At 61.9% G+C, this 23,476-nt stretch carries 25 protein-coding genes; 9 read left to right on the top strand and 16 right to left on the bottom strand.

Annotated elements, in window-relative coordinates:
- Nucleotides 1–8: 8 nt before the first annotated feature.
- The 6 genes from BLW55_RS01020 to BLW55_RS01045 are packed head-to-tail and all read right to left on the bottom strand — an operon-like array spanning nt 9 to nt 4,925.
- A complete protein-coding gene (locus BLW55_RS01020) occupies nt 9–908 on the bottom strand; it encodes an energy transducer TonB (RefSeq protein WP_244508955.1) in 900 nt (299 codons plus the stop codon).
- Between the two features lie 2 nt (nt 909–910).
- Nucleotides 911–1,321, bottom strand: a complete 411-nt coding sequence (locus BLW55_RS01025) for an ExbD/TolR family protein (RefSeq protein ID WP_007006814.1) — start codon at nt 1,319–1,321, stop codon at nt 911–913.
- Nucleotides 1,322–1,326: 5 nt separating this feature from the next.
- Entirely contained in the window at nt 1,327–1,716 is a 390-nt protein-coding gene (locus tag BLW55_RS01030) for a biopolymer transporter ExbD (RefSeq protein WP_090326059.1), read from the bottom strand.
- Nucleotides 1,706–2,413, bottom strand: coding sequence for a MotA/TolQ/ExbB proton channel family protein (locus tag BLW55_RS01035; RefSeq protein WP_090326062.1), 708 nt, complete (start codon nt 2,411–2,413; stop codon nt 1,706–1,708). The genes BLW55_RS01030 and BLW55_RS01035 overlap by 11 nt, the downstream gene beginning before the upstream one ends.
- A 33-nt stretch (nt 2,414–2,446) precedes the next feature.
- Nucleotides 2,447–2,908 carry a hypothetical protein gene (locus BLW55_RS01040; protein WP_090326065.1) on the bottom strand — a complete coding sequence of 154 codons (462 nt, stop codon included), beginning with the start codon at nt 2,906–2,908 and terminating at the stop codon, nt 2,447–2,449.
- 1 nt (nt 2,909) lies between these two features.
- Complete coding sequence (locus tag BLW55_RS01045; protein ID WP_090326067.1) at nt 2,910–4,925, bottom strand: TonB-dependent receptor domain-containing protein; 2,016 nt, start codon at nt 4,923–4,925, stop codon at nt 2,910–2,912.
- 260 nt (nt 4,926–5,185) lie between these two features.
- Between BLW55_RS01045 and hemP the strand changes: the two genes are divergently transcribed.
- The 5 genes from hemP (at nt 5,186) to BLW55_RS01070 (ending at nt 9,374) form a co-directional block, all read left to right on the top strand.
- Nucleotides 5,186–5,386: a hemin uptake protein HemP gene (hemP, locus tag BLW55_RS01050; protein ID WP_007006809.1), complete on the top strand. Its 201-nt coding sequence runs from the start codon at nt 5,186–5,188 to the stop codon at nt 5,384–5,386.
- Between the two features lie 10 nt (nt 5,387–5,396).
- Complete coding sequence (locus BLW55_RS01055) at nt 5,397–6,455, top strand: hemin-degrading factor (RefSeq protein ID WP_090326072.1); 1,059 nt, start codon at nt 5,397–5,399, stop codon at nt 6,453–6,455.
- 114 nt (nt 6,456–6,569) lie between these two features.
- Nucleotides 6,570–7,478 carry a heme/hemin ABC transporter substrate-binding protein gene (locus BLW55_RS01060; RefSeq protein WP_244508956.1) on the top strand — a complete coding sequence of 303 codons (909 nt, stop codon included), beginning with the start codon at nt 6,570–6,572 and terminating at the stop codon, nt 7,476–7,478.
- A 1-nt stretch (nt 7,479) separates the two neighbouring features.
- A complete protein-coding gene (locus BLW55_RS01065) occupies nt 7,480–8,580 on the top strand; it encodes a FecCD family ABC transporter permease (RefSeq protein ID WP_025029750.1) in 1,101 nt (366 codons plus the stop codon).
- Nucleotides 8,580–9,374 carry a heme ABC transporter ATP-binding protein gene (locus BLW55_RS01070; protein ID WP_090326078.1) on the top strand — a complete coding sequence of 265 codons (795 nt, stop codon included), beginning with the start codon at nt 8,580–8,582 and terminating at the stop codon, nt 9,372–9,374. The genes BLW55_RS01065 and BLW55_RS01070 overlap by 1 nt, the downstream gene beginning before the upstream one ends.
- Nucleotides 9,375–9,693: 319 nt before the next feature.
- Here the strand turns inward: BLW55_RS01070 and rirA are convergent, their stop codons facing one another.
- A complete protein-coding gene (rirA, locus tag BLW55_RS01075; protein WP_007006804.1) occupies nt 9,694–10,155 on the bottom strand; it encodes an iron-responsive transcriptional regulator RirA in 462 nt (153 codons plus the stop codon).
- Nucleotides 10,156–10,433: 278 nt separating this feature from the next.
- Here rirA and BLW55_RS01080 point away from each other — a divergent pair, with 278 nt between their 5' ends.
- Entirely contained in the window at nt 10,434–10,898 is a 465-nt protein-coding gene (locus BLW55_RS01080; RefSeq protein ID WP_090326080.1) for a MaoC family dehydratase, read from the top strand.
- Nucleotides 10,899–10,903: 5 nt separating this feature from the next.
- On the opposite strand, the gene maiA is transcribed toward BLW55_RS01080, so the two are convergent.
- From maiA to eutB, 7 genes are all read right to left on the bottom strand, one after another.
- Nucleotides 10,904–11,554: a maleylacetoacetate isomerase gene (gene maiA, locus BLW55_RS01085; RefSeq protein ID WP_090326083.1), complete on the bottom strand. Its 651-nt coding sequence runs from the start codon at nt 11,552–11,554 to the stop codon at nt 10,904–10,906.
- A 1-nt stretch (nt 11,555) separates the two neighbouring features.
- Nucleotides 11,556–12,251 carry a fumarylacetoacetate hydrolase family protein gene (locus BLW55_RS01090; protein ID WP_090326086.1) on the bottom strand — a complete coding sequence of 232 codons (696 nt, stop codon included), beginning with the start codon at nt 12,249–12,251 and terminating at the stop codon, nt 11,556–11,558.
- A gap of 347 nt (nt 12,252–12,598) precedes the next feature.
- Complete coding sequence (locus BLW55_RS01095; RefSeq protein WP_090329847.1) at nt 12,599–13,972, bottom strand: aspartate aminotransferase family protein; 1,374 nt, start codon at nt 13,970–13,972, stop codon at nt 12,599–12,601.
- Nucleotides 13,973–14,016: 44 nt separating this feature from the next.
- Entirely contained in the window at nt 14,017–15,501 is a 1,485-nt protein-coding gene (locus tag BLW55_RS01100; protein ID WP_090326089.1) for an NAD-dependent succinate-semialdehyde dehydrogenase, read from the bottom strand.
- 127 nt (nt 15,502–15,628) lie between these two features.
- Nucleotides 15,629–16,129 (bottom strand): Lrp/AsnC family transcriptional regulator, encoded by a 501-nt coding sequence (locus BLW55_RS01105; protein ID WP_090326094.1) that lies wholly within the window; start codon nt 16,127–16,129, stop codon nt 15,629–15,631.
- Between the two features lie 2 nt (nt 16,130–16,131).
- The gene (locus tag BLW55_RS01110; RefSeq protein ID WP_090326096.1) at nt 16,132–17,124 is read right to left on the bottom strand and encodes a cyclodeaminase; all 993 of its coding nucleotides are present in this window, start codon (nt 17,122–17,124) and stop codon (nt 16,132–16,134) included.
- A complete protein-coding gene (gene eutB / locus BLW55_RS01115; RefSeq protein ID WP_090326099.1) occupies nt 17,114–18,136 on the bottom strand; it encodes a hydroxyectoine utilization dehydratase EutB in 1,023 nt (340 codons plus the stop codon). The genes BLW55_RS01110 and eutB overlap by 11 nt, the downstream gene beginning before the upstream one ends.
- A gap of 223 nt (nt 18,137–18,359) precedes the next feature.
- Here eutB and doeA point away from each other — a divergent pair, with 223 nt between their 5' ends.
- Genes doeA through BLW55_RS01130 form a run of 3 tightly spaced genes read left to right on the top strand, consistent with a single transcriptional unit; the run spans nt 18,360 to nt 21,423 of the window.
- On the top strand, nt 18,360–19,544 hold the full coding sequence (gene doeA / locus BLW55_RS01120; RefSeq protein ID WP_090326100.1) for an ectoine hydrolase DoeA: 1,185 nt from the start codon (nt 18,360–18,362) through the stop codon (nt 19,542–19,544).
- A 3-nt stretch (nt 19,545–19,547) separates the two neighbouring features.
- Nucleotides 19,548–20,711: an acetylornithine deacetylase gene (argE, locus tag BLW55_RS01125; protein ID WP_090326103.1), complete on the top strand. Its 1,164-nt coding sequence runs from the start codon at nt 19,548–19,550 to the stop codon at nt 20,709–20,711.
- 19 nt (nt 20,712–20,730) lie between these two features.
- Nucleotides 20,731–21,423 (top strand): GntR family transcriptional regulator, encoded by a 693-nt coding sequence (locus tag BLW55_RS01130; protein WP_025029761.1) that lies wholly within the window; start codon nt 20,731–20,733, stop codon nt 21,421–21,423.
- Nucleotides 21,424–21,520: 97 nt separating this feature from the next.
- On the opposite strand, the gene BLW55_RS01135 is transcribed toward BLW55_RS01130, so the two are convergent.
- On the bottom strand, nt 21,521–22,420 hold the full coding sequence (locus tag BLW55_RS01135; protein WP_090326106.1) for a carbohydrate kinase family protein: 900 nt from the start codon (nt 22,418–22,420) through the stop codon (nt 21,521–21,523).
- A complete protein-coding gene (locus BLW55_RS01140) occupies nt 22,417–23,475 on the bottom strand; it encodes an ABC transporter ATP-binding protein (RefSeq protein WP_090326108.1) in 1,059 nt (352 codons plus the stop codon). The genes BLW55_RS01135 and BLW55_RS01140 overlap by 4 nt, the downstream gene beginning before the upstream one ends.
- Nucleotide 23,476: the final 1 nt, after the last annotated feature.

The following is a 23,476-nucleotide window of genomic DNA, read 5'->3' on the forward strand; positions in this document are numbered from 1 at the left end:
TGGCGCGATCAACGGCGGAAGGCCAGCGGAACGGTAAAACCCCAGCTCGAACGACCGGCTTCATCCGGAATTCGTGGGAAGGGCGCTGCACGGCGAACCGTCTCGAGGGCGGCCTGGTCGAGGACACTAGAGCCGGAACTGCGTACAATGCGGATGCCGCTCACGGAACCGTTCCGCGCGACCGTGAAGCGTACGCGGACCTCGCCCTTGAGCCGCTGGCGTTTTGCCGCGCTCGGATAGCGCAGCGAGCGCCGCAGTTTCGAGACGACCTTGCCAGGATAGTTGGAGACGCGCGCATTGCCGCTTTTTGTGGCGCGCGCGACCTGCCGGCCCTTGGAGGCCTGACCGGCATTCTGCTTTCCGGAGGTTGTTCCGCGGCGCGCGTCCTGTGTGTCGCGGCCCTTTGAGCCGGCGTTGCGCTTTTTGGGCGGTGCCTTTTTGGTCCTCTGGACCTGCTTCTTCTCGACCTTTGGCTTGGGCGGCGGTGTGTAGGCGGGGCGGGGCGTTGGAACCGGCGCTTCCGAGAGCGCTGCCACGATCTGCGCGTTCTCGACCGGCTCGATAGCCTCTGCTGTCTCTGCCTCCGTCACCTCGGTAACGGGTTGCTCTGCCTCCAGGACCGGGGTCGGGGCTTCATCAACCACGGTTTCGACCGGTGCCTCGGGGGGCACCTCGCTTGCCGTTTCGGGCTGAACCGGCTCTGTCTCCGGCTGCGTTTCCGGCACGACTTCCTCGGTCGTTTCACCGGCGGCGACCATATCGGCAAAGGCGTTGCCGGCGATCGCGATTTCCGTCGAGCCGCCACCGGCGATCTCGACATCTGTCGGGCGGCTCATCACATAGACCGCCGCACCCGCGTGCAGGCTTAACGATACGGCGAGCGCTACGGCCCATTTCCAGGCGCGCATTTTCATTCTGCCGTACGTTCCGTGATGATGCTGATCCTGCTGGCACCGGCTGCCTTGAGGGCGCCGACGATGTCGACGAGTTTGGCGGCCGGCAGGTCGCGGTCTGCTGCCACCTTGATCTCGAGCTGTCTTGCAGCCTCTTCACCAAGTGTTTCTGCGCGCGCGAGCATGAAACCCTGCGCATCTGTCGCCGTACCGCGCAGGCGCATCTCACCGTCTTCGGTGACGAACAGCGCATTCGGCGGTTCCGACGGATTGGCCTCGACGGTGGAGATCAGGCTGACATCATTGTCGAGCGGCGGGGTCAGCGTGCCGGCAACGAGGAAAAAGATCAGCATCAGGAACACGATGTTGATCAGTGCGATCGTGCTTTCCCGCTGGCGGGGCTGCTTGGGACGGGCAAGGCGGAGCATGGGGATTACCTCGCGACGGAAAGGTTGAGTTCGGTGTTGCGACGAATGTTCTCCACCGCCTCGACCAGCTGTTGGGATGTAAGCTCGCCGCGCACCAGGAGAACGGCGGTTTCCGCGCCGGCTTCCTTCAGGCGTGCGAGTTCGACGATGGCTGCCTCTTCGGCGAGCGTCTGGCCATTGACGCGCCAGCCCGCCGGATCATCGACGCGGATCAGCACGTCCGGCGGCTTGCCGCCGGCAGAGACTGACGCCGGCCCGCCGGAAATCTCGACCCTGGCGAAGCGGGTAAAGGTCGAGGTGAGCATGAAGAAGAGCAGCAGGAGGAAGATCACATCGATCAGCGATGTGAGCGACAGGGGCTTTCTCTTCCTGACCGCAGCCGCGTCAATGCGCATAGCTCTCACCTGTCACAAGCCGTGGCGCGCCGGAATCTGCCGTCGTTGCCTGTTCTTCCGCTTTCTCGATCGACGCGTGCGACAGAACGGTTGCGGTCATCGTCTCGATGGCGACGCGCTCGTTTTCGATGCGTGTTTCGAACCATGTGAGAAGGAGCGAAACGGGCATGGCAACGGCAAGGCCGCAGGCCGTGGTCAGAAGTGCTACCCAGATGCCGCCGGCGAGCAGTGACGGATCCACCGAATTCCCGGCTTCCTGCAGCTTCTGGAAGGCTTCGATCATGCCAAGAACCGTGCCGAACAGGCCAAGCAAAGGGGCAACCTGGGCGATGGCATCGAGCGCGCGAAACCCGCGTTGCAGATCGTGCAGGCGGCCAAGCGCCAGGCGGCTGACCTCGTCTTCCACGGCGCCTTTGTCGGCTTTTGCCGCGGCAAGCCGCATTGTGGTTGCGAGCGTTTCCTCCAGCGGCGAACGCGCATTGGCGAGCATCGAGCGTGCCTCGCCCTGGTTGTGGTGGAACCAGGCATGGAGCGCGCGGTTGGAACGCCCGTGCCGGCCGACCCGCTCGCGCTGAAACTGCATGAATTTCAGAAGGATGAGCGCCAGAGCGAAGACCGACAGAACAAGCAGGATCGCAACGACGGGGCCGCCGAGCTTGAGAAAGGAGCCTATGGAAGAGATGACGCCGTCGAACATGGGGGCATTCCTGTGGGGTTTGTTATGTGAACGTTATTTGCCGAAGGTGACAGTGCCGCGGCTGGTTGCTTCCAGCCGGGCAATACAGTCACCGGGCTCGAGCCCATCGCCTTCGCAGGCCGAAGCGTCGTTGATCAGGACACGCCCGATCGCATCGCAATCGGCATCGGCGAGGTCGAACCGCCGCACCTTGGTCTTCTCATTGGGCAGTTCCTGGAAGTCCAGGACCAGAAGCCGGTCAACGAGGCCTTCCTTGCTGAAAAGGGCGATTTCGTAGGCTGCCCGGGCGATATCCTGGCCCATCGCATTCTCGACCACGAATGCGATGCGGCAGCCCTTTTCGCTTTTTTGAAGAGCGTTGAGCTCCAGCTTGATCGCGCCGGCGGCAGGGTCCTGCGCGGCCCCTGGCAGGGTTGCTGCCAGCGTGCCGGCCAACGCCAGCGCGATACGGCCAGCGGTGGACAGAAGAGAAGTTGGAAGTAATCGAGACGGCATTTTATCCTCCAAAACGGACGGTTGCGCCGAGCTTTACGGTCAGGCCGGGTTGTGCATGCATACCATCGGAAACGTCAACGATCGGCAGCACGTAACGCTTATCGAAAAGGTTGTCGACGCGGAAATCAAACCGGAGGTTCTCATTGGGCTGATAGTTCGCATAGAGATTCACCAGCGTGTAATCCTCGGCGAAGGTCGTGCCGCTGGGAGCCCTGTTGAATTGCACCTCGCCACCGAGTGTCAGGCGACGTTCGAGAAAACGCATGCCGCCATCGAGCGTGACGCTGGCTGAGGGAATGGTCGTGAGGTCCGAACGCACGCCATCCCTGTCGGTCTGATGACCGTCGATGACGGAGATGCCGAGGCCGGCGAAATAGCGCCCGGCATCGTAGCGGCCCTCGAGTTCGAAGCCCTGGATTTCTGCAGCATAGACGTTCTGGTACTGCGCACACATGGTGTGACCGAGGCTGGCGCATTCGCTGCCTGGAATTGCCGGGAAAGTGGGAATGGTAATGTAGTCGTCAATGTCGTTGTGGAAATAGGCTGCCTTGAGCCGCAGCGTATCCCCGGCATCGAAGATTCCGTCGGCCTTGTAGTTTATGCCCGCCTCCCACGTCTTGCCGGTCTCGGGCCTGAGGTCGGGATTTGGCAGGAACGCAAAGCTGAAGCCGGGGAAGGAATGGCCGCCGGTGATGTAGGCCTCCGACGTGTTGGGTGCACGGTAGCCTTCTGCATAGGAGCCATAAAACTGCAGACCGGAAAGAACGCCCTCGCTGAAGGGGGAGACGCCAACGCTGAGGCGGGGGGAGAACCGGTCGCCTGAATTCTTGTCGGACGCCTCCAGTTCGTAGGAATCGTAGCGCAGCCCGGCGACGACTTCGAGCCAGTCATAAGTGAGCTTGTCCTGAACGTAGGCGCCCCAGACCCTGCGGGTGCCGGTCGGGTTGTAAGTGTCGGAGCCGCCTGACGCCGCATTCGAGGTGAAATCGTCATAGACCCAGTCGCCGCCAACTGTCAGTTCATGGGCAATCATCCCGGTATCGAAATAGGATGTGTTCCAGATATCGAAACTGGTCGTTCTGAGGTCGTAGCCCGATGTGCCGGGGCGCCGGCCCGTATCAGTCTGGGTTAGATCGATGCTGTTGACCGCACCCTTGATGTTGAGATTGAGCCACTTCTCCTCGGCGTCGGAGATCTTGAACTCGCCCGTGAACGTGTCGCTGTCGAGCCGGTAGTTGCGGGTTGCCGTCGAAGACCAGTCGTCGCGGGACCCGGTCCAGCCGAGCGTCAGCTCACTGTTCTCCGTTGGTCTGATGGTTCCCTTTACATGGCCGCTCAGCACGTCGAAGCCGGAGTTGTCGACGCGTGAACCATCGCCATCCTTGTAGTCACCATAGTCGCGCCAGACGATGTTGCCGAGAACGGAGGCGGCTTCGTTGAAGCGATAGGCGCCGATCGCGCTCGTGGTCCAGCCGGAACCGTTCGATTCATAACGCCCCGTGAGCGACAGCGCGTAATTCTCATCGTCACGCAGGAAATCATCGGGCTTCTTGGTTTCGAAATAGACGACGCCGCCAATTGCGCCTGAACCAAACGTGTTCGCGCTGGGGCCGCGGATGACGTCCACCTGCTGGACAAGCTGCGGGTCGAGCCAGAACATGCGGGACACTTCATGGCCCGCCTTGTGGAAATTCTGGCGGGCGCCATCCACGATGACGGAAACGCGTCCGGCGTCCTGAAGGCCGCGGATGTTGATGTTGCTGACCGCCGGGCGTCCGTCGGAATAAACCTTGATTCCGGGAACGCCGAAGAAGATGTCGTTGGCGTTGGTCGCCATACGGCGCTCAAGTTCCTCGCCGCTGATCTGGCTTACTGATGCCAGTGATTCGAGCGCGCTTTCCTCTGTCCTGCTCACCACCGTTATACGGTCGAGAAGGGTGACCCTGCCTGACGCTTCCGACAAAAGTACCGGCACTTCCTCGGCCATTGCGTTCATCGACAAAACCAGCGTCGCCATTGAAGTCCCGCACAGCAAGCCAAGGTTTGTGCGTCGCGCGTAATTTCGCATGCCCGATGTCTCCAGCAATTAAACACAGCAACTGGCCGGCTGGCGCTGGCTTGCCGACGATTATCCGGTTAGGAAATTTATCTTGATTATTCCACTCCGGTATTGCGGTGGCTATAAAATATGATAAGAAAAGTCAAGAAAGCGAATGGCAGAAAACATGCTGTCGATGTGAGCCCAAGCCAGTGACCTGAAAATGGAGGTTCTTTCCAATGAAGACCTATTTGTCGATCGACCCGCGCGGACAGGCAGACATACAGCATCTGGCCGTCAGGCAAGGCGGCGTTACGCCTGACCGGACGATTTCCAGCACGGACCTTTTCGGCGGGCGCCGCGAAATCGGAATTGAGCATCACGGTGCTTATTACCGGTTGAAGATTACCCGCCAGGGAAAGCTGATTCTTAACAAGTAGGTTTCGTGGAATGAATGTTCAGACAGTACGCGCGCCCGAGGCGATCAGGCGCGCCCGTGACGAAAATCCCAAGATGCGCGAGCGGGACCTGGCGATTTCGCTGGGCATTTCTGAGGCCGAACTGCTGGCCGCGCATGTGGGCCATGGCGTGACCCGTATCGAGCCGCGCGTGTCCGATCTTCTCCCGGCCCTCGAAGCCGTCGGGGAGGTGATGGCCCTGACGCGCAACGAAAGCGCCGTCCACGAAAAGGTCGGCGTTTACGAGAAGATTACCGCCGGCGCGCAGCATGCGCTGGTTCTGGGCCGCGACATCGATCTGCGCATATTTCCCTCCCGCTGGGCCTTCGGCTTTGCGGTGGAAAAGCGCGACGGTGACGATGTGCGGCGCAGCCTGCAGTTCTTCGACCAGGCGGGTGATGCCGTGCACAAGGTGCATCTGAGGCCGAAGTCGAACCTCTACGCCTATCAGAAACTCGTCGAGGATTTCCTTCATCCGGACCAGCTGGCTCCGCTTGAAGTTCAGGCAGAGAAAATTATCGAGGAGATTGTCACCGACGACCTGCCGGCTGCCGACGTGCTGCGCGAGCGCTGGAGCACGATGACGGATGTGCATCAGCTCTTCAATATCCTGCGCAAGCTGAAACTGACGCGCCATCAGGCCGTCCACCTGATCGGCGAGGACTACGCCTGGCGGCTGGAGGACGACGCCCTGACACAGATGCTGCATCAGGCGGTCCGTGAGACAGTGCCGATCATGTGTTTCGTCGGCAGCAGCGGATGTATCCAGATCCATACGGGCGCGATCGAAACGGTGAAGCCGATGGGACCATGGATCAACATTCTTGACCCCGGTTTCAATCTTCATCTGCGAACAGACCACGTGAAGGAACTCTGGGCCGTTCGCAAACCGACCAGAGACGGTCATGTCACCTCCATGGAGGCTTATGGCGCCGACGGACAACTGATCGCCCAGTTCTTCGGGGAACGCCTCGAAGGACATGCCGAGCGAAGCGACTGGCGTTCCATGGTCGAAGGCTTGCCACGGCGCGAATGCCGGCAGGTGGCCTGACTGACCTTCCTGGACGGGGAGCCTCGCTCCCTGTCTTCGTCTGGTGAAATCAATTGATTGGACTGTCCCGTGCACTACGGAAATCGGGATGGGATCCAGGGAGACTGGCGGACCATGCGTGAAGCGTTTTCTTCAGTGACGCGAAGAGGGTTGGGGCGGCTTGTGGTGAGTGCGCTCATTGCTCTCGGTGCAGCATTCACTCCCGCCGTTGCGGACGAGGCCATTCAGCCGTTCTCCGACGCCTCGAAGCTTGTGACGATCGGCGGTGCCATTACCGAGATCGTCTACAGTCTTGGCGAGGAAGAGCGGCTTGTCGCGCGCGACACGACGAGCACCTATCCGCCAGAGGCGGAGGAACTGCCCGATATCGGCTATATGCGCGCGCTTTCGCCCGAAGGCGTGCTCTCCGTCGAGCCGAGTGCCATACTGGCCATGGAAGGAAGTGGGCCGGTGGAAACGATGGATGTGCTTGAGACGTCCGGCGTGCCCCTCGTAAAAGTTCCGGAAGGCTATGACCGAGAGGCAATCCTGCGCAAGATTCGCGTGGTTGGCACCGCTCTGGGCGTTGAAGAAAAAGCCGAAATGCTCGCGCGCCGTGTAGAGGCTGATCTCGATGCCGCCGAGGCGGAAGCGCAGAAGCAGGCTGACGGGAAGCGCGTGCTTTTCGTGCTCAGCATGCGCGGCGGGCGGGTCATGGCCGCAGGCAGAAATACGGCCGCAGACGGCATCATCCGCATGGCGGGCGGGGTCAACGTGATGGACACGATGTCCGGCTTCAAACAGGTGACTGACGAGGCCGTGATTTCGGCGGCTCCGGAGGTTGTTCTCATGATGGAGCGCGAGGGGCACGGAGGGTGGCCGGATGTGTTGAAACACCCCGCTTTCGCCAGCACTCCGGCCGGAAAGAAGGGAACCCTGATACGGATGGACGGTTCGTATCTTCTGGGCTTCGGCCCACGGACTGCAGGCGCGGTGCGCGATCTGGCCAGCGCTCTGAACGGTTCGGAAACGGTGACCGAATAGCATGGCGTTACGTGACAATGCCGCACCGGCGCCACGATGGCGCTGGCATGTTGATACGAGTGGCGACCGTTCGGCGCGGGCACGGCTGGTCATTCTGGCCCTGATCCTGCTCTACGCGTTTCTTTTTCTGTTCAGTCTTGGATCGGGTGCATCCGATACGTCGTTCTGGGCGGTGCTTTCGGGCTGGCTGGGCGGTGGAGCAGATGCCCTCTCACTGCGCGACCGGGTGGTCATCGGCGACATCCGCCTGCCGCGTGTGGTGCTCGGAAGCCTGATTGGCGCATCGCTGGCTGTTTCCGGCGCTGTCATGCAGGGACTGTTTCGCAACCCGCTGGCCGACCCGGGCATTGTCGGTGTGGGGTCCGGCGCGGGGCTTGGCGCCATCACGGTGATCGTGCTCGGCAACACAATGCTTGCTCCGGTGATCGGCATGTTCGGTATTTATGCTCTGCCGCTCGCCGCTTTCTGCGGCGGGCTCGTGTCGACCCTGCTCCTCTACCGGGTGGCGACACGGCGCGGGCAGACATCGATCGCCACCATGCTTCTTGCCGGCATAGCGCTTGGCGCGCTCGCAGGCGCATTGTCGGGCATGCTCGTCTACGTCGCGGACGATCAGGAGCTGCGGGACCTGACCTTCTGGGGGCTTGGTTCTCTGGCGGGGGCCACCTGGGCAAAAATCTGGGCTGCCGGACCGATCATCCTTGCAGCCCTTGCTGCAGCGCCCTTCCTGGCACGCGGGCTCGACGCGATGGTTTTGGGCGAGACGACGGCCAACCATCTTGGCGTGCGGGTCCAGCGGGTAAAGAACTCCGCCATTCTGGCCGTGGCGGCGGCAACGGGCGCTTCGGTTGCCGTGGCCGGCGGCATCGGCTTTGTCGGCATCGTTGTGCCGCATCTTCTGCGGCTGACCATCGGCCCCGAACACCGCTACCTGCTGCCGGCTTCGGCGCTTCTGGGGGCGAGCCTGCTTCTGGTGGCCGATGCGATCAGCCGTGTTGTCGTGGCACCAGCGGAACTGCCGATCGGCATTGTCACGGCGACGCTCGGTGCGCCGTTCTTCCTGTGGATATTGCTGCGCCAGAGGGGGATTCTGGATCTGTGATGGCGATCGATGTCGAAGATCTTTCGGTGCGGGTCGGGCGCAGGCTCATTCTCCGCAATGTGACACTGTCGGTGAAGCCGGGCACCGTGACGGCCATTGTCGGGCCCAACGGATCGGGCAAGACCACCTTTCTGAAGGCGGTATCTGGCGACCTGCCATATGATGGCGATGTGCGGATCAATGGCGAAGCGCTCCGGCACATGCAGCCATGGCAGGCTGCCGCGCATCGGGCCGTTCTGCCGCAGGCAAGTTCGCTCTCCTTCCCCTATACGGTGCGCGAGGTGGTCAAGCTGGGGCTTCTGGGCGGGCGGTCAGGCGCTGGCCCGGCCGAGCAGACGAGGCTTCCCGAAAAGGCTCTTGAGCGCGTTGATCTCGCAGGATTTGCCGGGCGTTTTTACCAGGAACTTTCGGGCGGCGAACAGCAGCGTGTCCAGCTCGCCCGTGTGCTCTGCCAGGTCTGGAAACCGGTGCTCGACGGCAGGCCGCGCTACCTTCTGCTCGATGAGCCGGTTTCAAGCCTCGACATCAAGCATCAGCTGATCATCATGGACATTGCCGCAGGATTTGCTTCTGCCGGCGGTGGTGTGCTGGCGGTTCTGCACGATCTGAACCTCACCGCGCGCTTTGCCGATCAGGTGGCCATGATGCATCGCGGGACGCTGGTCGCGGCGGGAACGCCTGCCGATGTGTTTAACGACCGGCTTGTGTCCGACGTGTTCGAGTGCCGAATTCAGGTGGGTGTTCCGCCAGGTGGGGATCTTCCCTATGTGCTGCCACAGTCAGCGCGGCTTTAGGGTCAGGACCCATTAACATGACCACAATGGCGTTCGATAGACCACGAGATGCAAGGAAAAGCCCGCAGAGCGGGGTCATTCCCCCGGTCAAGGGGGGTGACGCGGCAGGTCGCCGGTCTATCGACCGTCCTTCGGATCGGCCTGATTCGCACGGCCTACTTTGTCGCAAGGCCGTGAAAGATATGAAGTCTTCCTGTGGCCTTGCCTCACGTATCCGCACAAATCAGGCCGACCATTGCGGCCATATTAATGGGTCCTGACCCTAGTCAACGGACATTTTCGGAGGATGAGGACCGTCTGCGTACGGTCCTTCCTGAGCCTAGCGTGCCGCTACACGCTCGGGTAGCTCGTCAAGACCGAGCCGTAATCGCATGTCCGGCTTGCCGACGGCGAGATCGCTGATCGTATAGCCGGCCAGCACTTCGAAGAAGGCGTTCAACGCCTTGCGCAGCGCTTCATTGAGGCCGCAGCTTTCGACCAGCGGGCACTCTGCGTCGTCATTCTCAAAGCATTCCGCCATGGCGAAATTGTCCTCGGTGACGCGCACGACATCGAACAGGGTGATGTCGCCGGCCGGTTTCGCCAGACGAACACCGCCATGACGTCCACGCACGGTCTCGACAAAGCCGTGCTCGACAAGCGGCTGCAGAATCTTGAACAGGAACAGGTCGGACAGGGAGTATGCCTCAGCGATGTCCGAGATGCGGCTGAGCCGGCCCTCATTGGCGGCGCAATACATCAGAATCCGGATTGCATAATTGGTTTGTCGCGTTAGGCGCATAACAGTCCTTTCACATATCGTTCCCGCAATATGGCTTATTGTTTAGAACAATTCCAGAGTGAGTCGGCATAAATCTGATAAATTCAATCAACTTTATGCAGGCAATCGCTGAGTTGCGCAATTTCACGTATGAGCGCTTTGCCTTGTTATTCGTGCTGCAATGCACAATATTCGCGCGACAAATGTGGGAACCGGTCGGCGGGGAAAGCGCAGCCATGCTCGTTCTGACGCCTCAGATCGGATTTTGCAGACGAATTCATTTCAGAAAGGCATAGACGATGAACGCGCATGTTCTGGAAAATGAGATCGGCGTGGACACGACCGTTTCCGACTGGGTGGTTGTCGACCAGTCGATGATCGACCGTTTCGCCGATTGCACCAATGACCACCAGTGGATCCATGTGGATCGCGAGCGCACGGAGCGCGAAAGCCCGTTTGGCAAGCCCGTGGCGCACGGCTTCCTCACGCTGTCGCTTTTATCGAGCCTGTCTTATGACTGTGGGGCGTGGCCGGTGCATCTGGGCACGATCATCAATTACGGGCTCGACCGGCTGCGCTTTCTGGCGCCGGTCAAGGCCGGTAGCCGCGTGCGGCTGCGCAGCACGCTGAAGGGCATCGAGGAAAAGGCGCCGGGCCGGCTTCTCATTCGCCATCACGGCGAGGTGGAAATCGAGGGCGAGGAAACGCCCGCACTTGCCGCTGAAACGATCATCATGCTGATTCTCGACGACAAGGTCGCCTGAGCGGTCTATTCCGCGTCGGGCTGGTTCATCGGCGCGGCCTTCCGGAACGCTTCCAGTTCCATGCAGGCGTCGTTGATGCGCTGGATGACGGGATAGGGCGTCATGTCGACGTCGAAGCGCTTGTTGTTCGCCACCTGTGCGACGAGGCAGATGTCGGCCATGCCGGGCGTGTCGCCATGGCAGAAGACGCCGGTCTGCGGGCGCTCGGAGAGCATCTTTTCAAGCGGTTCGAACGTGGCGTTCACCCAGTGGCGGAACCATGCGCCGACTTCGGCGTCGTCTGCGCCGTAACGCTCTTTGAGCGCGTTCAGAATGCGCAGATTGTTCACCGGATGGATTTCACAGGCGATCATCTGGGAGAGCATGCGAACCCGCGCGCGCCCATGCGCATCGGCGGGCAGGAGCGGGGGCTCGGGCACCGTCTCGTCCAGAAACTCCATGATCGCCATGGACTGCGCGATCATCGTACCGTCGCTCCACACCAGCGCCGGAACGAGACCCTGCGGATTGACCGACAGATAAGCCTCGCCGCGATGCTCGCCGTGCCGCAGATGGTGGGCGGCATAACGATAGTCGATGCCTTTCATGGCGAGGGCTATCCGCACCCGGTAAGAGGTGGAGGAGCGGAAATAATTGTGCAGGACGATCTCGTTCATCTCAGGCCTCGCCGATGGTGATGGCGATCTCGCCGATGCCGTCGACGCCGCCTTCCACCTGATCGCCCGGCTGGAGCGCGCCGACGCCGGCAGGCGTTCCGGTATAGATCAGATCGCCGGCCTTCAGCTCCATGGCCTGGCTGCACAGTGCAATCACGTCGGCCACGGGCCAGATCAGCTCGTCCAGATCGCCTTCCTGGCGGATTTCGCCGTTGACGGCGAGCCAGACGCGGCCCTGCGACGGGTGACCGGTCTCGGCAACAGGCACGATGGGGCCACAGGGCGACGAGCGGTCGAACGCCTTGCCCCAGTCCCATGGTCGGCCTTTTTTCTTGGCATCGCCCTGAAGATCACGGCGTGTTAGATCGAGACCGACGCCATAGCCGTAAACGTGATCGAGCGCGTTGGCCGGATCGATGTCGCTGCCGCCCTTGCCGATGGCGACGACCATCTCGATTTCGTGGTGAAGATCTTTGGTCAGGCTGGGATAGGGGATCACCGTGTCGGTATCGACCACGGCGTCAGCCGGTTTGGTGAAGAAGAATGGCGGCTCGCGATCCGAATCATGGCCCATTTCGCGCGCGTGGGCGGCATAGTTGCGCCCCACGCAGAAGATGCGCCGCACGGGAAAGCGGGCCTCGGTGCCGGCAACGGCAACAGACGGCTGGCGGGCGGGCGGAAAAACGAAATCGGCCATGAAACTCTCCCAAAACACTGGGGAGAAGAGATGGCCGAATTGACGCTCCGGGGCAAGGCCCCGAAGCGCCGGAGTCTAGGGTCAGGACCTACTAATATGGCCACAATGGCGTTCGATAGACCAAGAGATGCAAGGAAAAGCCCGCAGAGCGGGGCCTTTCCCCGGTCAAGGGGTTTGACGCGGCAGGTTGCCGGTCTATCGAGCGTCCTTCGGATCGGCCTGATCAGCACGGGCTACTTTGTCACAAGGCCTTGAAAGACATGAAGTCTTCCTGCGGCCTTGCTTCGCGTATCCGCACAAATCAGGCCGACCATTGCGGCCATATTAGTAGGTCCTGACCCTCGAGATCAGTCCTTGAAGACGGTCTTCACGGCCTTGGCTGTCGCATCGACAATCGTGTCTGCTTCTTCGCGCGTCAGGCAGAGCGGGGGTGCAAAGCCCAGAATGTCGCCCTGCGGCATGGCGCGGCCGATGACGCCCTGTTCGAGAAGGGCTGCGGCCATCTGCGGGCCGATCTTCTCGGAAGCGTCGAAGAACTGGCGGTTCTCACGCTCCTTCACGAATTCGACGGCGCAGAGCATGCCTTCGCCGCGCACTTCGCCAACATGGGCGTGGTCGCCAATGGCGTCACGCATGGCGTTGACGAAATAAGCGCCTGTCTCGCCGGCATTCTTCACGAGGCCAAGCTTGTCGACCAGTTCGAGATTGGCGATGCCGGCGGCAGCACCAATCGGGTGGGCCGAATAGGTCCAGCCATGGCCGATCGGGCCGTATTCATCCGTGCCGCGCTCAAGCACCTCCCACATCTTCTTGCCGACGATGGAGCCGGAAAGCGGCGCATAGGCTGAGGTGAGGCCCTTGGCGATGGTGATGAGGTCGGGTTCCATGTCGTAATGGATGGAGCCGAACATGGAGCCGAGGCGTCCAAAGCCGGTCACCACCTCGTCGGCCACGAGCAGGATGTCGTGCTTGCGCAGCACTTTCTGGATCGCGGCCCAGTATCCGGCCGGCGGCGGCACGATGCCGCCCGTGCCGAGCACGGGCTCGCCGATGAAGGCTGCGATGGTGTCCGCGCCCTCACGCTCGATCAGCGCTTCAAGCTCGGCCACGCAATGGGCGGTGAACTGCTCCTCGCTCATGGCGAGGTCCGGGCGGCGGTAGTAATAGGGCGCTTCGGTGTGGACCACCTGGGCAAGCGGCAGATCGAACTTCTTGTGGAACAGCTCAAGGCCGGTCAGCGAGCCCGTCATCAGGCCGGAGCCGTGATAGCCGCGCCAGCGCGAGATGATCTTCTTTTTCTCGGGGCGGCCGAGAATGTTGTTGTAGTACCAGATCAGCTTGACGTTGGTTTCGTTGGCATCGGAGCCGCCGAGGCCGAAATAGACCTTGGACATGTTTTCCGGCGCACGGTCGACAATCATCCTGGCAAGCTTGATGGAGGCTTCCGTGCCGTGGCCCACATAGGCGTGGTAATAGGCAAGTTCCTTCGCCTGCTCGGCGATGGCGTCGGCGATCTCGGTGCGGCCATAGCCGACATTGACGCAATAGAGGCCGGCGAAGGCGTCAAGCAGCTTGTTGCCGTCACGATCCTCGATATAGACGCCGTTGCCGCCGGTCACGATGCGGTTGGGGCTTTCGCCGCGCGCATGCTGGGCCAGATGGGTCGAGGGATGGAAGAAGGCCTCGCGGTCCCACTGGTCGAGTTGGTCGTTCTTCAACAGCATGTCACTCTCCTGTTCGTCTCAAACTGTGTATTCAGCGCTGCTCAACCGATGTTGCGGCAGACATATTTGATGTTGGTGAAGGCTTCCAGCCCATGGCGGGAGCCCTCGCGCTCAAGGCCCGCCTGCTTGACCCCGCCAAAGGGGATGGGCGCGCCGGTGATCTTGGTGCGGTTCACGGCGACCATGCCGAATTCGAGACCGCGCGAAAGGCGTGCGATGCGGCCGGGATCCCGCGTGTGCAGATAGGCGGCGAGGCCTGTCTCTGTGTCGTTTGCCTTCGCCAGCACGTCCGCCTCGTCGTCGAAGGGCGTGAAGGCGGCAATCGGCCCAAACGTTTCCTCACGGAAGATGAGGGCGGTTTCTGGCACATCGGCCAGAACCGTGGGTTCGAAGAAGGTGGGGCCGTGCCGCGACACTTTTCCGCCTGTTACCAGACGCGCGCCTTTTGCGAGCGCATCGGCGACCTGTTCTTTCTGCTTCGCGACCGCGCGCTCATGGATGAGCGGGCCGATATCGGGATCGGTGAGGCCGTTCCCGACCGTCAGTTCCTCGACCTTGCGGGCGAAGGCCGCGACGAAGGCGTCGTAGATGGAGCGCTCGATATAGAAGCGGTTGGCGGCAAGGCAGTCCTGCCCGGACGTGGCGAACTTGGCCGAAAGGGCGCTCTCGACCGCATGGTCGAGATCGCAATCGGCAAAGGCGATGAAAGGCGCATGGCCGCCAAGCTCCATGACCAGGCGCTTCACGGTCGGTGCGGACTGCGCGTAGAGCAGGCGGCCGATCTCGGTGGAGCCGGTGAAGGAGACGGCGCGCACACGGGTTGAGGCGGTCATCGCGCCGACCACTTCGGCTGCCTTGCCGGTGAGCACGTTGAAGACGCCTGCCGGCACGCCGGCGCGCTCGGCGAGTTCTGCAAGGGCGAGTGCGGAGAAGGGCGTCTCGGATGACGGGTGGGACACCACGGTGCAGCCGGCGGCAAGGGCCGCTGCCGCCTTGCGGGTGAGCATGGCGGAGGGGAAGTTCCACGGCGTGACGAGGGCCGCGACGCCCACAGGCTCACGCGAAACCTGCATGTCCGCGCCCGGCAGGTGCGAAGCGACGCTCTCGACCGAAACGCGCTTGGCTTCCTCGGCGTAGAAGGAAACGAAAGAGGCGGCGTAATCGATCTCGCCGCGCGCTTCCGAGAGCGGCTTGCCCTGTTCGAGAACCATGAGATGGGCGAGGTCTTCCTTGGCCGCGACAATCAGGTCGTACCAGCGCATCAGGATCTGCGCGCGCTCCTGCGGCAGAAGGGCCGCCCAGGCGGGAAATGCGGCATGCGCCGCTTCGATGGTCTCATCGACCTGCTCTGCGGTGAGTGCCGGAACGCAGCCGAGCCGCGCGCCATCGGCCGGGTTGAAGACATCCACGACCGGGTCGCCGGGTGCGGCGATCCAGTGGCCGTTCGCATAGGCGTATTCGCGGAAAAGACGCGGATCGGCGAGGTCGGAAAGGGCGGTTTTCTGAAGGGCTGCAATAGCGGACATCGGCTCACTCCCAAGCGGATTTCCAGTTTATGGATCGACTGGGATTATGCCGTTCGGGCCGCCAAATTTTCTGACGATCTTGGCAGGGCGCACCAAGGTTTCTTCTGAACTTCGTGGCCCGCGCCCACTATTCCTTCTGCGCCGTCTCGTCGGTGTTCACCAGAACGCCGAGCGGAAACGCGCCCGGCTGTTTCACCGGCTTGGTGACGATGTAGGTGAAATAGCGCGCCAGCCCCACATTCATCTCAAGAAGCCGATCGACCAGCCGCTGATAGGTGTCGATGTCGCGGGCGATGATCTGCAGGATATAATCGAAACCACCGCCGACAGCCCAGCAGCCGGTGATTTCATCGATGTCCTGAACGCTGCGTTCGAATCGCTGGAAGTCTTCCGCGCGGTGGCCAGAAAGTTCGGCGGCCATGAAGACGGCGATGTGCGGGGCGAGCTTCGCCAGCGCCACCTCGGCGCGGTAGCCAGTGATGATGCCGGCCTTTTCAAGGCGTTTCAGCCGTTCCCAGCAGGGGGCGGGCGTGAGGTTCACGCGTTCGGCCAGTGCCGCCTTGGAGATGCGGCCTTCCCTTTGAAGGATACCCAGAATTTTGAGATCGCGATCGTCGAGCTTGAGCATGGTCAGCTCTGGATCGTCGTCCCGGCCTTCGCTGTCAAGGCCCGGGCGCGCGCAAATGTGGCAATGGCCGTGTCTTGCGCGCCCGTTCCGGTGAGGTCGCAGATGGTGATCTGGTCATCGCCGGTGCGGCCGGTACCGGCTCCAGAAACGATGTCTCCGAGTTCGGGTGGCGTGCCGCCATGCCATACGCCGTCATGAATCGCGGCTGCCAGTTCGCCGAGTTTTTCGCACTGGCTCACACGGTCGGCGACGTAGAGATCGGCGCGGGTGAGAGCCGTCGGCTCGATCTCGTTCTTGCCTTCCTGATCGGAGCCCATCGCGGTGATGTGGAGGCCGGGATGCAGCCAGTCGGCCTTGAGAACAGGCTCTCGGGCCGGCGTGGTGGTGACGACAAGCTGGCTTTGAGCGACGAGGCGGGCCGGGTCCGGTTCTGCCTGCACTTCGATGCCGAGGGTTTCGGCAAGATCGTTCGCACAGGCTGTGGCCTTTGCCGCATCACGCCCCCAGACGAGAAGGCGGGAGAAGGGACGGACCTGATGGGCGGCGATCATTTGCAGGCGGGCCTGAACGCCGGTTCCCATGACGCCCGCTGTCTCGACCGTCGAGGGTGCCATGTGGCGGGCGGCGACCGCGCCGGCGGCAGCTGTGCGCACATCGGTCAAAAAGCCATTGTCGAGCAGAAGCGCCTCCACGAGGCCGGTTTTCGCCGAAAACAGGATCATCAGGCCGTTGAGGCTCGGCAGGCCGATTTTCGGATTGTCGAAGAAACCGGGGCTGACCTTGATGGCGAAGCCTTCGAAGCCCGGAATATAGGCCGTCTTCACATCCACCTCTCCATGAACCTGCGGAATGTCCATGGAGAGGATGGGTGGCATGATGACGCCGCCCGAAGCGAGCGCGCGGAAGGCTTCTTCCACCACGTCGATGGCTTTGAGGTCGAGCCGGACGGCCTTGCGCAGATCGGCTTCGGTCAGGACAAGAATATCATGCGGCATGGGGCGCTCCCTTGATGATCGTGTCGCCGAGCGCCACATCGCGGCCGCAGACAATGTCGGTGAAGACCCGCATGTCGACATTGCGTCCGGTGATGAGCGTGGCGGTGGGGCCGATTCTTCCGGAAATCTTGCCGGCCATGAGGGCGGCGGCACCGACGGCACTCGCCCCTTCGCACACCAGCCGGTCTTCGAAATAATGCGCCTGCATGGCGCGATAGATTTCTTCCTCGGTGACGAGCACGACATCATCCAGATGATTGCGGCACAGTTCGAAGGAATGGCGGTTTTCAAGCCCGATCCCGCCGCCGAGCGAATCGGCGAGACTCGCCACTTCGGTGACGGCGACCGGCATTGCGGCGGCAAGCGAGGCGTGCATGGCCGCACCCCGCTCCATGGTGATGCCGATGACACGGATGGAAGGTTTGATCGTCTTCAGCGCGAACGCGATGCCGCCCGCGAGCCCGCCGCCCGACAGCGGTATGAGCACGGTTTGAAGATCCGGGCGCTGCTCCAGAAGCTCAAGCCCGATCGTGCCCTGGCCGGCGATGACCGCGAGGTCATCGAAAGGGGAGATTTCGCAAAACCCCTCTTCATCGGCGAGGCGGCGGCTTTCGACCTGCGCTTCATCCTGGCTTGCACCGATGATGCGGGCTTCGGCACCAAGCGCCCTGATGCCGGCGATTTTCGCCTCCGGTACCAGCTTCGACATGCAGATAACGGCGCGCAGGCCACGCGCGCGTGCGGCATAGGCGACGGCGCGGCCATGATTGCCGGTGGAGCAGCATGTGACGCCGGTGGCGTCATCCGGCAGGGTGAGGACCGCATTGGCGGCACCGCGCAGCTTGAAGGCGCCGCTTGCCTGTCCAATCTCGAGCTTGAGGAGGAAGTCATCTCCCGCGAGACGGCTGAGAAAGGGCGACGGCGGGAGAGGGGTATCGCGTGTCGCGATACCAGCAATGCGGCGACGCGCAGCCAGAATGTCTGCCAGCGCAAGCGTAGCCCTGTGGCTCATGAAAATCTCCCGGATTGTCTGCGAGGCAGCATGATGGTGCTGATTTGTACACAACATCGTTGGCTCGGGAATAGAAGTAGCGACATTCGATGTCGTTTTCCTGCGATTCACCGGTTCGAAAATGTGATCATGGAATAGTTGTACACAAGGTTGCGAATTGCCTTTCCGGTGTACGGTTTCGCCGGGTGCAAAAGCGTCCGGTCTTTCGCTTTTTGGAGGAACCATGCCAGCAGCCGAAATGCCCTTCAGCGCGCAGGAATATGCCGCTCGCCTCGAAAAGACCCGCAACGCCATGGAGGCAAAGGGTATCGATGTTCTGTTCGTGGAAGATCCCTCCAACATGGCCTGGCTGACGGGTTATGACGGATGGTCGTTCTATGTCCATCAGGGGGTGATCGTCTTCAAGGATGCCGACCCGATCTGGTGGGGCCGGTCGATGGACGGAAACGGCGCCGTGCGCACGGTCTATATGGATGACGACCGGGTGCTGCGCTATCCCGACCATTATGTGCAGGCCAACACGCTGCATCCGATGCAGCATCTGGCCGAAATTCTGCGTGCCCATGGCTTTGGCAACAAGCGGATCGGCGTGGAGCTGGAGAACTATTATTTTTCCGCCAAGGCTTATCTGGTTCTGAAGGAAGAACTGCCCAACGCGACCTTTGTCGATGCGACGGCGCTGGTGAATTGGCAGCGCGCCGTGAAATCCGAAGAGGAGATCGTCTTCATGCGCCGGGCGGCGCGGATCTCCGAAAAGATGATCGACGGTATTGTCGAGCGCATCGAGCCGGGCCTGAAGAAGAACGATCTGGTGGCCGAGATCTATGCGGACGCCATACGCGGTGTGGATGACGACTGGGGCGAATATCCGGCTATCGTGCCTCTCCTACCGACCGGCTCGGACGCGGCTGCACCGCATCTGACCTGGGACGGGCGTCGGTTCGAGCAGGGGCATGCAACCTTCTTCGAGATCGCCGGCTGCTATCGCCGCTATCACGCGCCGCTCTGCCGCACCGTGTTTCTCGGCACGCCGCCGCAGCACATGCTGGATGCGGAAAAGGCGCTGGTGGAAGGCATCGAGGCCGGGCTTGAGATCGCACGACCGGGCAATCGCGCAGGCCAGATCGCCGATGCGCTCTATGGCGCGCTGGAGCGGGCCGGCATAACGCGGGACGGGCGCTGCGGTTATCCGATCGGCATTTCCTATCCGCCGGACTGGGGCGAGCGCACGATCTCGTTGCGCCGCGAGGACGAGACAATTCTGGAAGCGGGCATGACCTTCCATTTCATGCCGGGCCTGTGGATGGCCGACTGGGGGCTGGAAATCACCGAAAGCATCCTGATCACCGAAGACGGGCCAGCCGAGGCGCTGTGCCGCCGCCCGCGCGAACTGATCGTGAAGAACTGATCCATGCGATCCGAAACGCTGGAAAACACGACGCGCATCCTGTCCGATCTGGTGGGGTTTCCCACCATTTCGGCGGACAGCAATCTGGAAATGATCGCCTATGCCAGCGAGCTTTTGAGCGCGCTCGGTGCAAGGCTTTCAATGACGCTGGACGAGAGTGGGCACAAGGCCAACCTGTTCGCCACGCTGGGGCCCGAAGGGGATGGCGGCATCGTGCTTTCGGGCCATTCCGACGTGGTGCCGGTGGAGGGGCAGGACTGGGCGAGCGATCCCTTCGCCCTGCGCGAGGCGGATGGAAGGCTCTATGGGCGTGGCACCTGCGACATGAAGGGGTTCATCGCCTGCACACTCGCCATGGCTCCGCATTTTGCCGAGCTGGATCTCAAGCGACCGCTCCATTTCGCCTTCACCTATGACGAGGAGGTGGGGTGTTTTGGCGCGCGCGCGCTGGTGGAGGAACTGGAGCGGACCGAACTCCGGCCCTCCGTCGCCATCATTGGCGAGCCGACCATGATGCGCATCATCGAGGGTCACAAGGGCTGCTTTGAATACACGACCGAGTTTCGCGGGCTGGCCGGCCATGCCTCTTCTCCTGAACGCGGCGTCAATGCGGTTGAATATGCGGTGCGCTATATTTCGCGGCTCATGGCGCTGGCCGAGGAGCTGAAGACGCGCGCGCCGAAGGGCAACCGGTTCGATCCGCCCTGGACGACGCTTCAGGTCGGCACGATCTCGGGTGGTGCGGCCCGCAACGTGATTGCCGACCACTGCTCCGTGGAATGGGAAATGCGCCCGGTGCGCAATGAGGATGCGGATTTTGTGAAAGATCGCATCCGCGCGTTTGTCGAATCCGAGCTGAAGCCAGCCATGAAGGCGGTTTTTGAGGGCGCTGACATCGTCACCCATGTGATCGGTGAGGTGGACGGGCTGGAGCCGGTAACCGAATCGGAGGCGCGGCAGATCGTTTCGGAGCTTACCGGTCTCACCGAGGCGGAAGTGGTGGCGTTCGGCACGGAGGCGGGGCTTTTCCAGAAAGCGGGGATATCCTCCGTCATCTGCGGGCCGGGCTCCATCGAACAGGCGCACAAGGCAGACGAGTTCGTTTCTCTGGAACAGCTCGAAGAATGCCTTGGCATGCTTGACCGGCTGGGCAGAAAGGTGAGCTGAGGGCGATGGAGCCAGAGCGATGACAGGCGAGGCACGTGCGCGGTTCGAGCGTATCTACACGCTTTTGCGCGAACGCATCTGTCTGCTCGACTATCCGCCGGGCATGCGGCTGCGCGAAGAGGACCTCGCCGAGGAATTCGACACCAGCCGAACGCCGATCCGCCGGGTTCTGGCCCGGCTCGAGGACGAGGGTTATCTGCGCTCTGTCCATGGCGTGGGAACCATCGTCACGGATATCGACATCGCCTCGCTGGAACAGGTCTACCGCCTGCGGGTGGAGCTTTCGGAGCTGATCGGCAAGCTTTCACCGATAGAGCCCGATGAAGACGCCAAACGCGCCTTCGCTGGCATGAAGACGCGCTGTGAGGCTTTGGTGAGAACGCCCAGCCAGCGCGCCTTTGCGCAGCTCAATATGGATTTCTTCCATCTCCTGATGACATTGACGGAGAACGAACCGCTGCAGGAGTTTTCCGAGCGGCTCTATTATCAGACGACGAGGATCTGGCTGAAGCGTGCTGCCGGCGAGGACGGCACGGAAGAAACGCTTGCCAGCGAGATCGGCTTTTTCCTGCGCGAAGTCTCCGACATTGCCGCTGCGGTGGCCTGCGGGGCGCTGGAAAGCGTCGGGCAAATCCGCCGCGCCCATGTGGCCATGAGTTTTGCTCGCCTGAAGGAAAGGGCAGGCGAAGAGGTGGAGGCCGGACCTCTTTAAGCGGCTCATCGTTTCACGAAAACGCTGCTCCGCTCAATCTGTATATTTTTCCGCATTTGTGCGAACGGCAGGTGAATTCACCTGCCTGCAAAATGCTCTAGGAGGCCGCCTTTACCAGTGCGCTCAGATCGGGCAGGTCGGTTGCGCCGCCAACCCGCATGACGGCTTCGGCCCCGCAGCGATTGCCGGCTGCAAGGCATTGTTCAACCGGTTTTCCGGAAAGCCACGCATCGATGAAACCGGCATTGAACGCGTCTCCGGCCCCCGTGGAATCGATTACATTGACGGGCTGCGTCGGCATAGAGACGGTGGTTTCGGCGCTGATCGCGATGGATCCTTCCGGCCCGCGCTTGACGATTGTAAGCGGTGCGGGCGGTTTCTTTCCCGGGGAAATGGCAAGCCGCTGCGCCTCGGTTTCGTTGGGCAGGAATATGTCCACTGCTCCGATCATCGCGGCAAGATCATCGCGCGCCAGAACCGCATCGTCCCATGAACAGTCGAGCGAGATGGAAAGCCCCGCACCGCGCGCCTGTTCGATGAGGAAGGGCGCTTCGACCAGAGTAGCGAGCTCGCCGATATGGAGATGGGCGAAGTCACCGTTGGCGATGACTTGCGCAAATGTTTCCGGCACGGCGGGACCGGCGCGGCGCGTGAGGAACGCGCGTTCCGTGCCCGATGTCATGGCCACGGTGATCTGCGGATCGAGCGTGTCGGGCATGGGCTGCGAGGCCGAAAGATCGACACCGCTTGCCTCAAGCTCTTTCATCAGTGCTGAGGCGAACGGCCCCGAAGGGAGCGCGGAGGCCAATGAGACCGGACGACCGAGGGCGGCCACATAGGCAGCCGTGATGAACGCGCCGCCGCCTGGCTTGATCGACAGGCCGCCGGCAAAAACTTCTTCACCCAACGTTGGCATTTTCGGCAGATCGGTAAAAATCAGATCGCAGTAGAGCCGCCCCACGCTCAGGACGCGGCCCGACCGGTTGGCTTGCGTCACGGCAGCGCCTCCCCGGATTTGGCATCAAAGAGATGCATTTCGCCGGCCTTTGCCGTCAGCTTGACCGTGTCGCCGGCTTTTGGCGGTTTGCGGCCCGATGCCTTTGCGATCACCTCATGGCCGTTGACGCCGACATAGACCAGCGTGTCGGCACCGAGCGGCTCGACAATGTTGACCGTGCCCGAGAAAAGCCCGTTGCCGCCGGTGACAACGAGATCGTCTGGCCGGATGCCAAGGATCACGTCGGCCCCTTCCGAGGCACTGCGTTGGGGCAGATCGATGCCGAGCCCGCCCCCGAGTTTGACGCCCTTTCCGGCCCAGTTGCCCGGCAGCATGTTCATGGAGGGCGCGCCGATGAACTGGGCGACGAAGGTGTTTGCCGGCTTGTGATAAACCTCAAGCGGCGTGCCGACCTGCTGGATATAGCCATCCTTCATGATCACGATCCGGTCGGCCATGGTCATGGCTTCCACCTGGTCGTGCGTCACGAAAATGATCGTGTTTCCAACGCGTTGGTGAAGCTTCTTGATTTCAAGCCGCATCTGGGTGCGCAGTTGCGCATCAAGGTTGGAGAGCGGCTCGTCGAACAGAAAGACGGCGGGATCGCGCACCATGGCACGGCCGATGGCGACGCGCTGGCGCTGCCCGCCCGAAAGCTGGTTGGGGCGGCGCTCCAAGAGGTCGGTCATGCCGAGAATGGCGGCCACCTCGTCGATGCGCTTGTCCTTCGCCTCTTTTGAAAGCCTGGACGTGCGCAGGCCGAAGCCGATATTCTTGCGCACCGACATGTGCGGATAGATTGCGTAGTTCTGGAACACCATGGCGATGTCGCGCTCCTTGGGCTCCAGATTGTTGACGAGGCGCTCGCCGATGTGGATTTCGCCGCCGCTGATCTCTTCAAGGCCGGCGATCATGCGCAGGGTCGTGGATTTGCCGCAGCCCGACGGGCCGACGAAGACGACGAATTCACCATCGGCCACGTCGAGATTGATGCCGTGAAGCACTTCGACCTTGCCGTAGGATTTGACGAGATTGCGAAGGGACAAGGTGGCCAAG

This window comes from Nitratireductor aquibiodomus (genome assembly GCF_900105565.1).
Taxonomy (GTDB): Bacteria; Pseudomonadota; Alphaproteobacteria; order Rhizobiales; family Rhizobiaceae; genus Nitratireductor; species Nitratireductor aquibiodomus.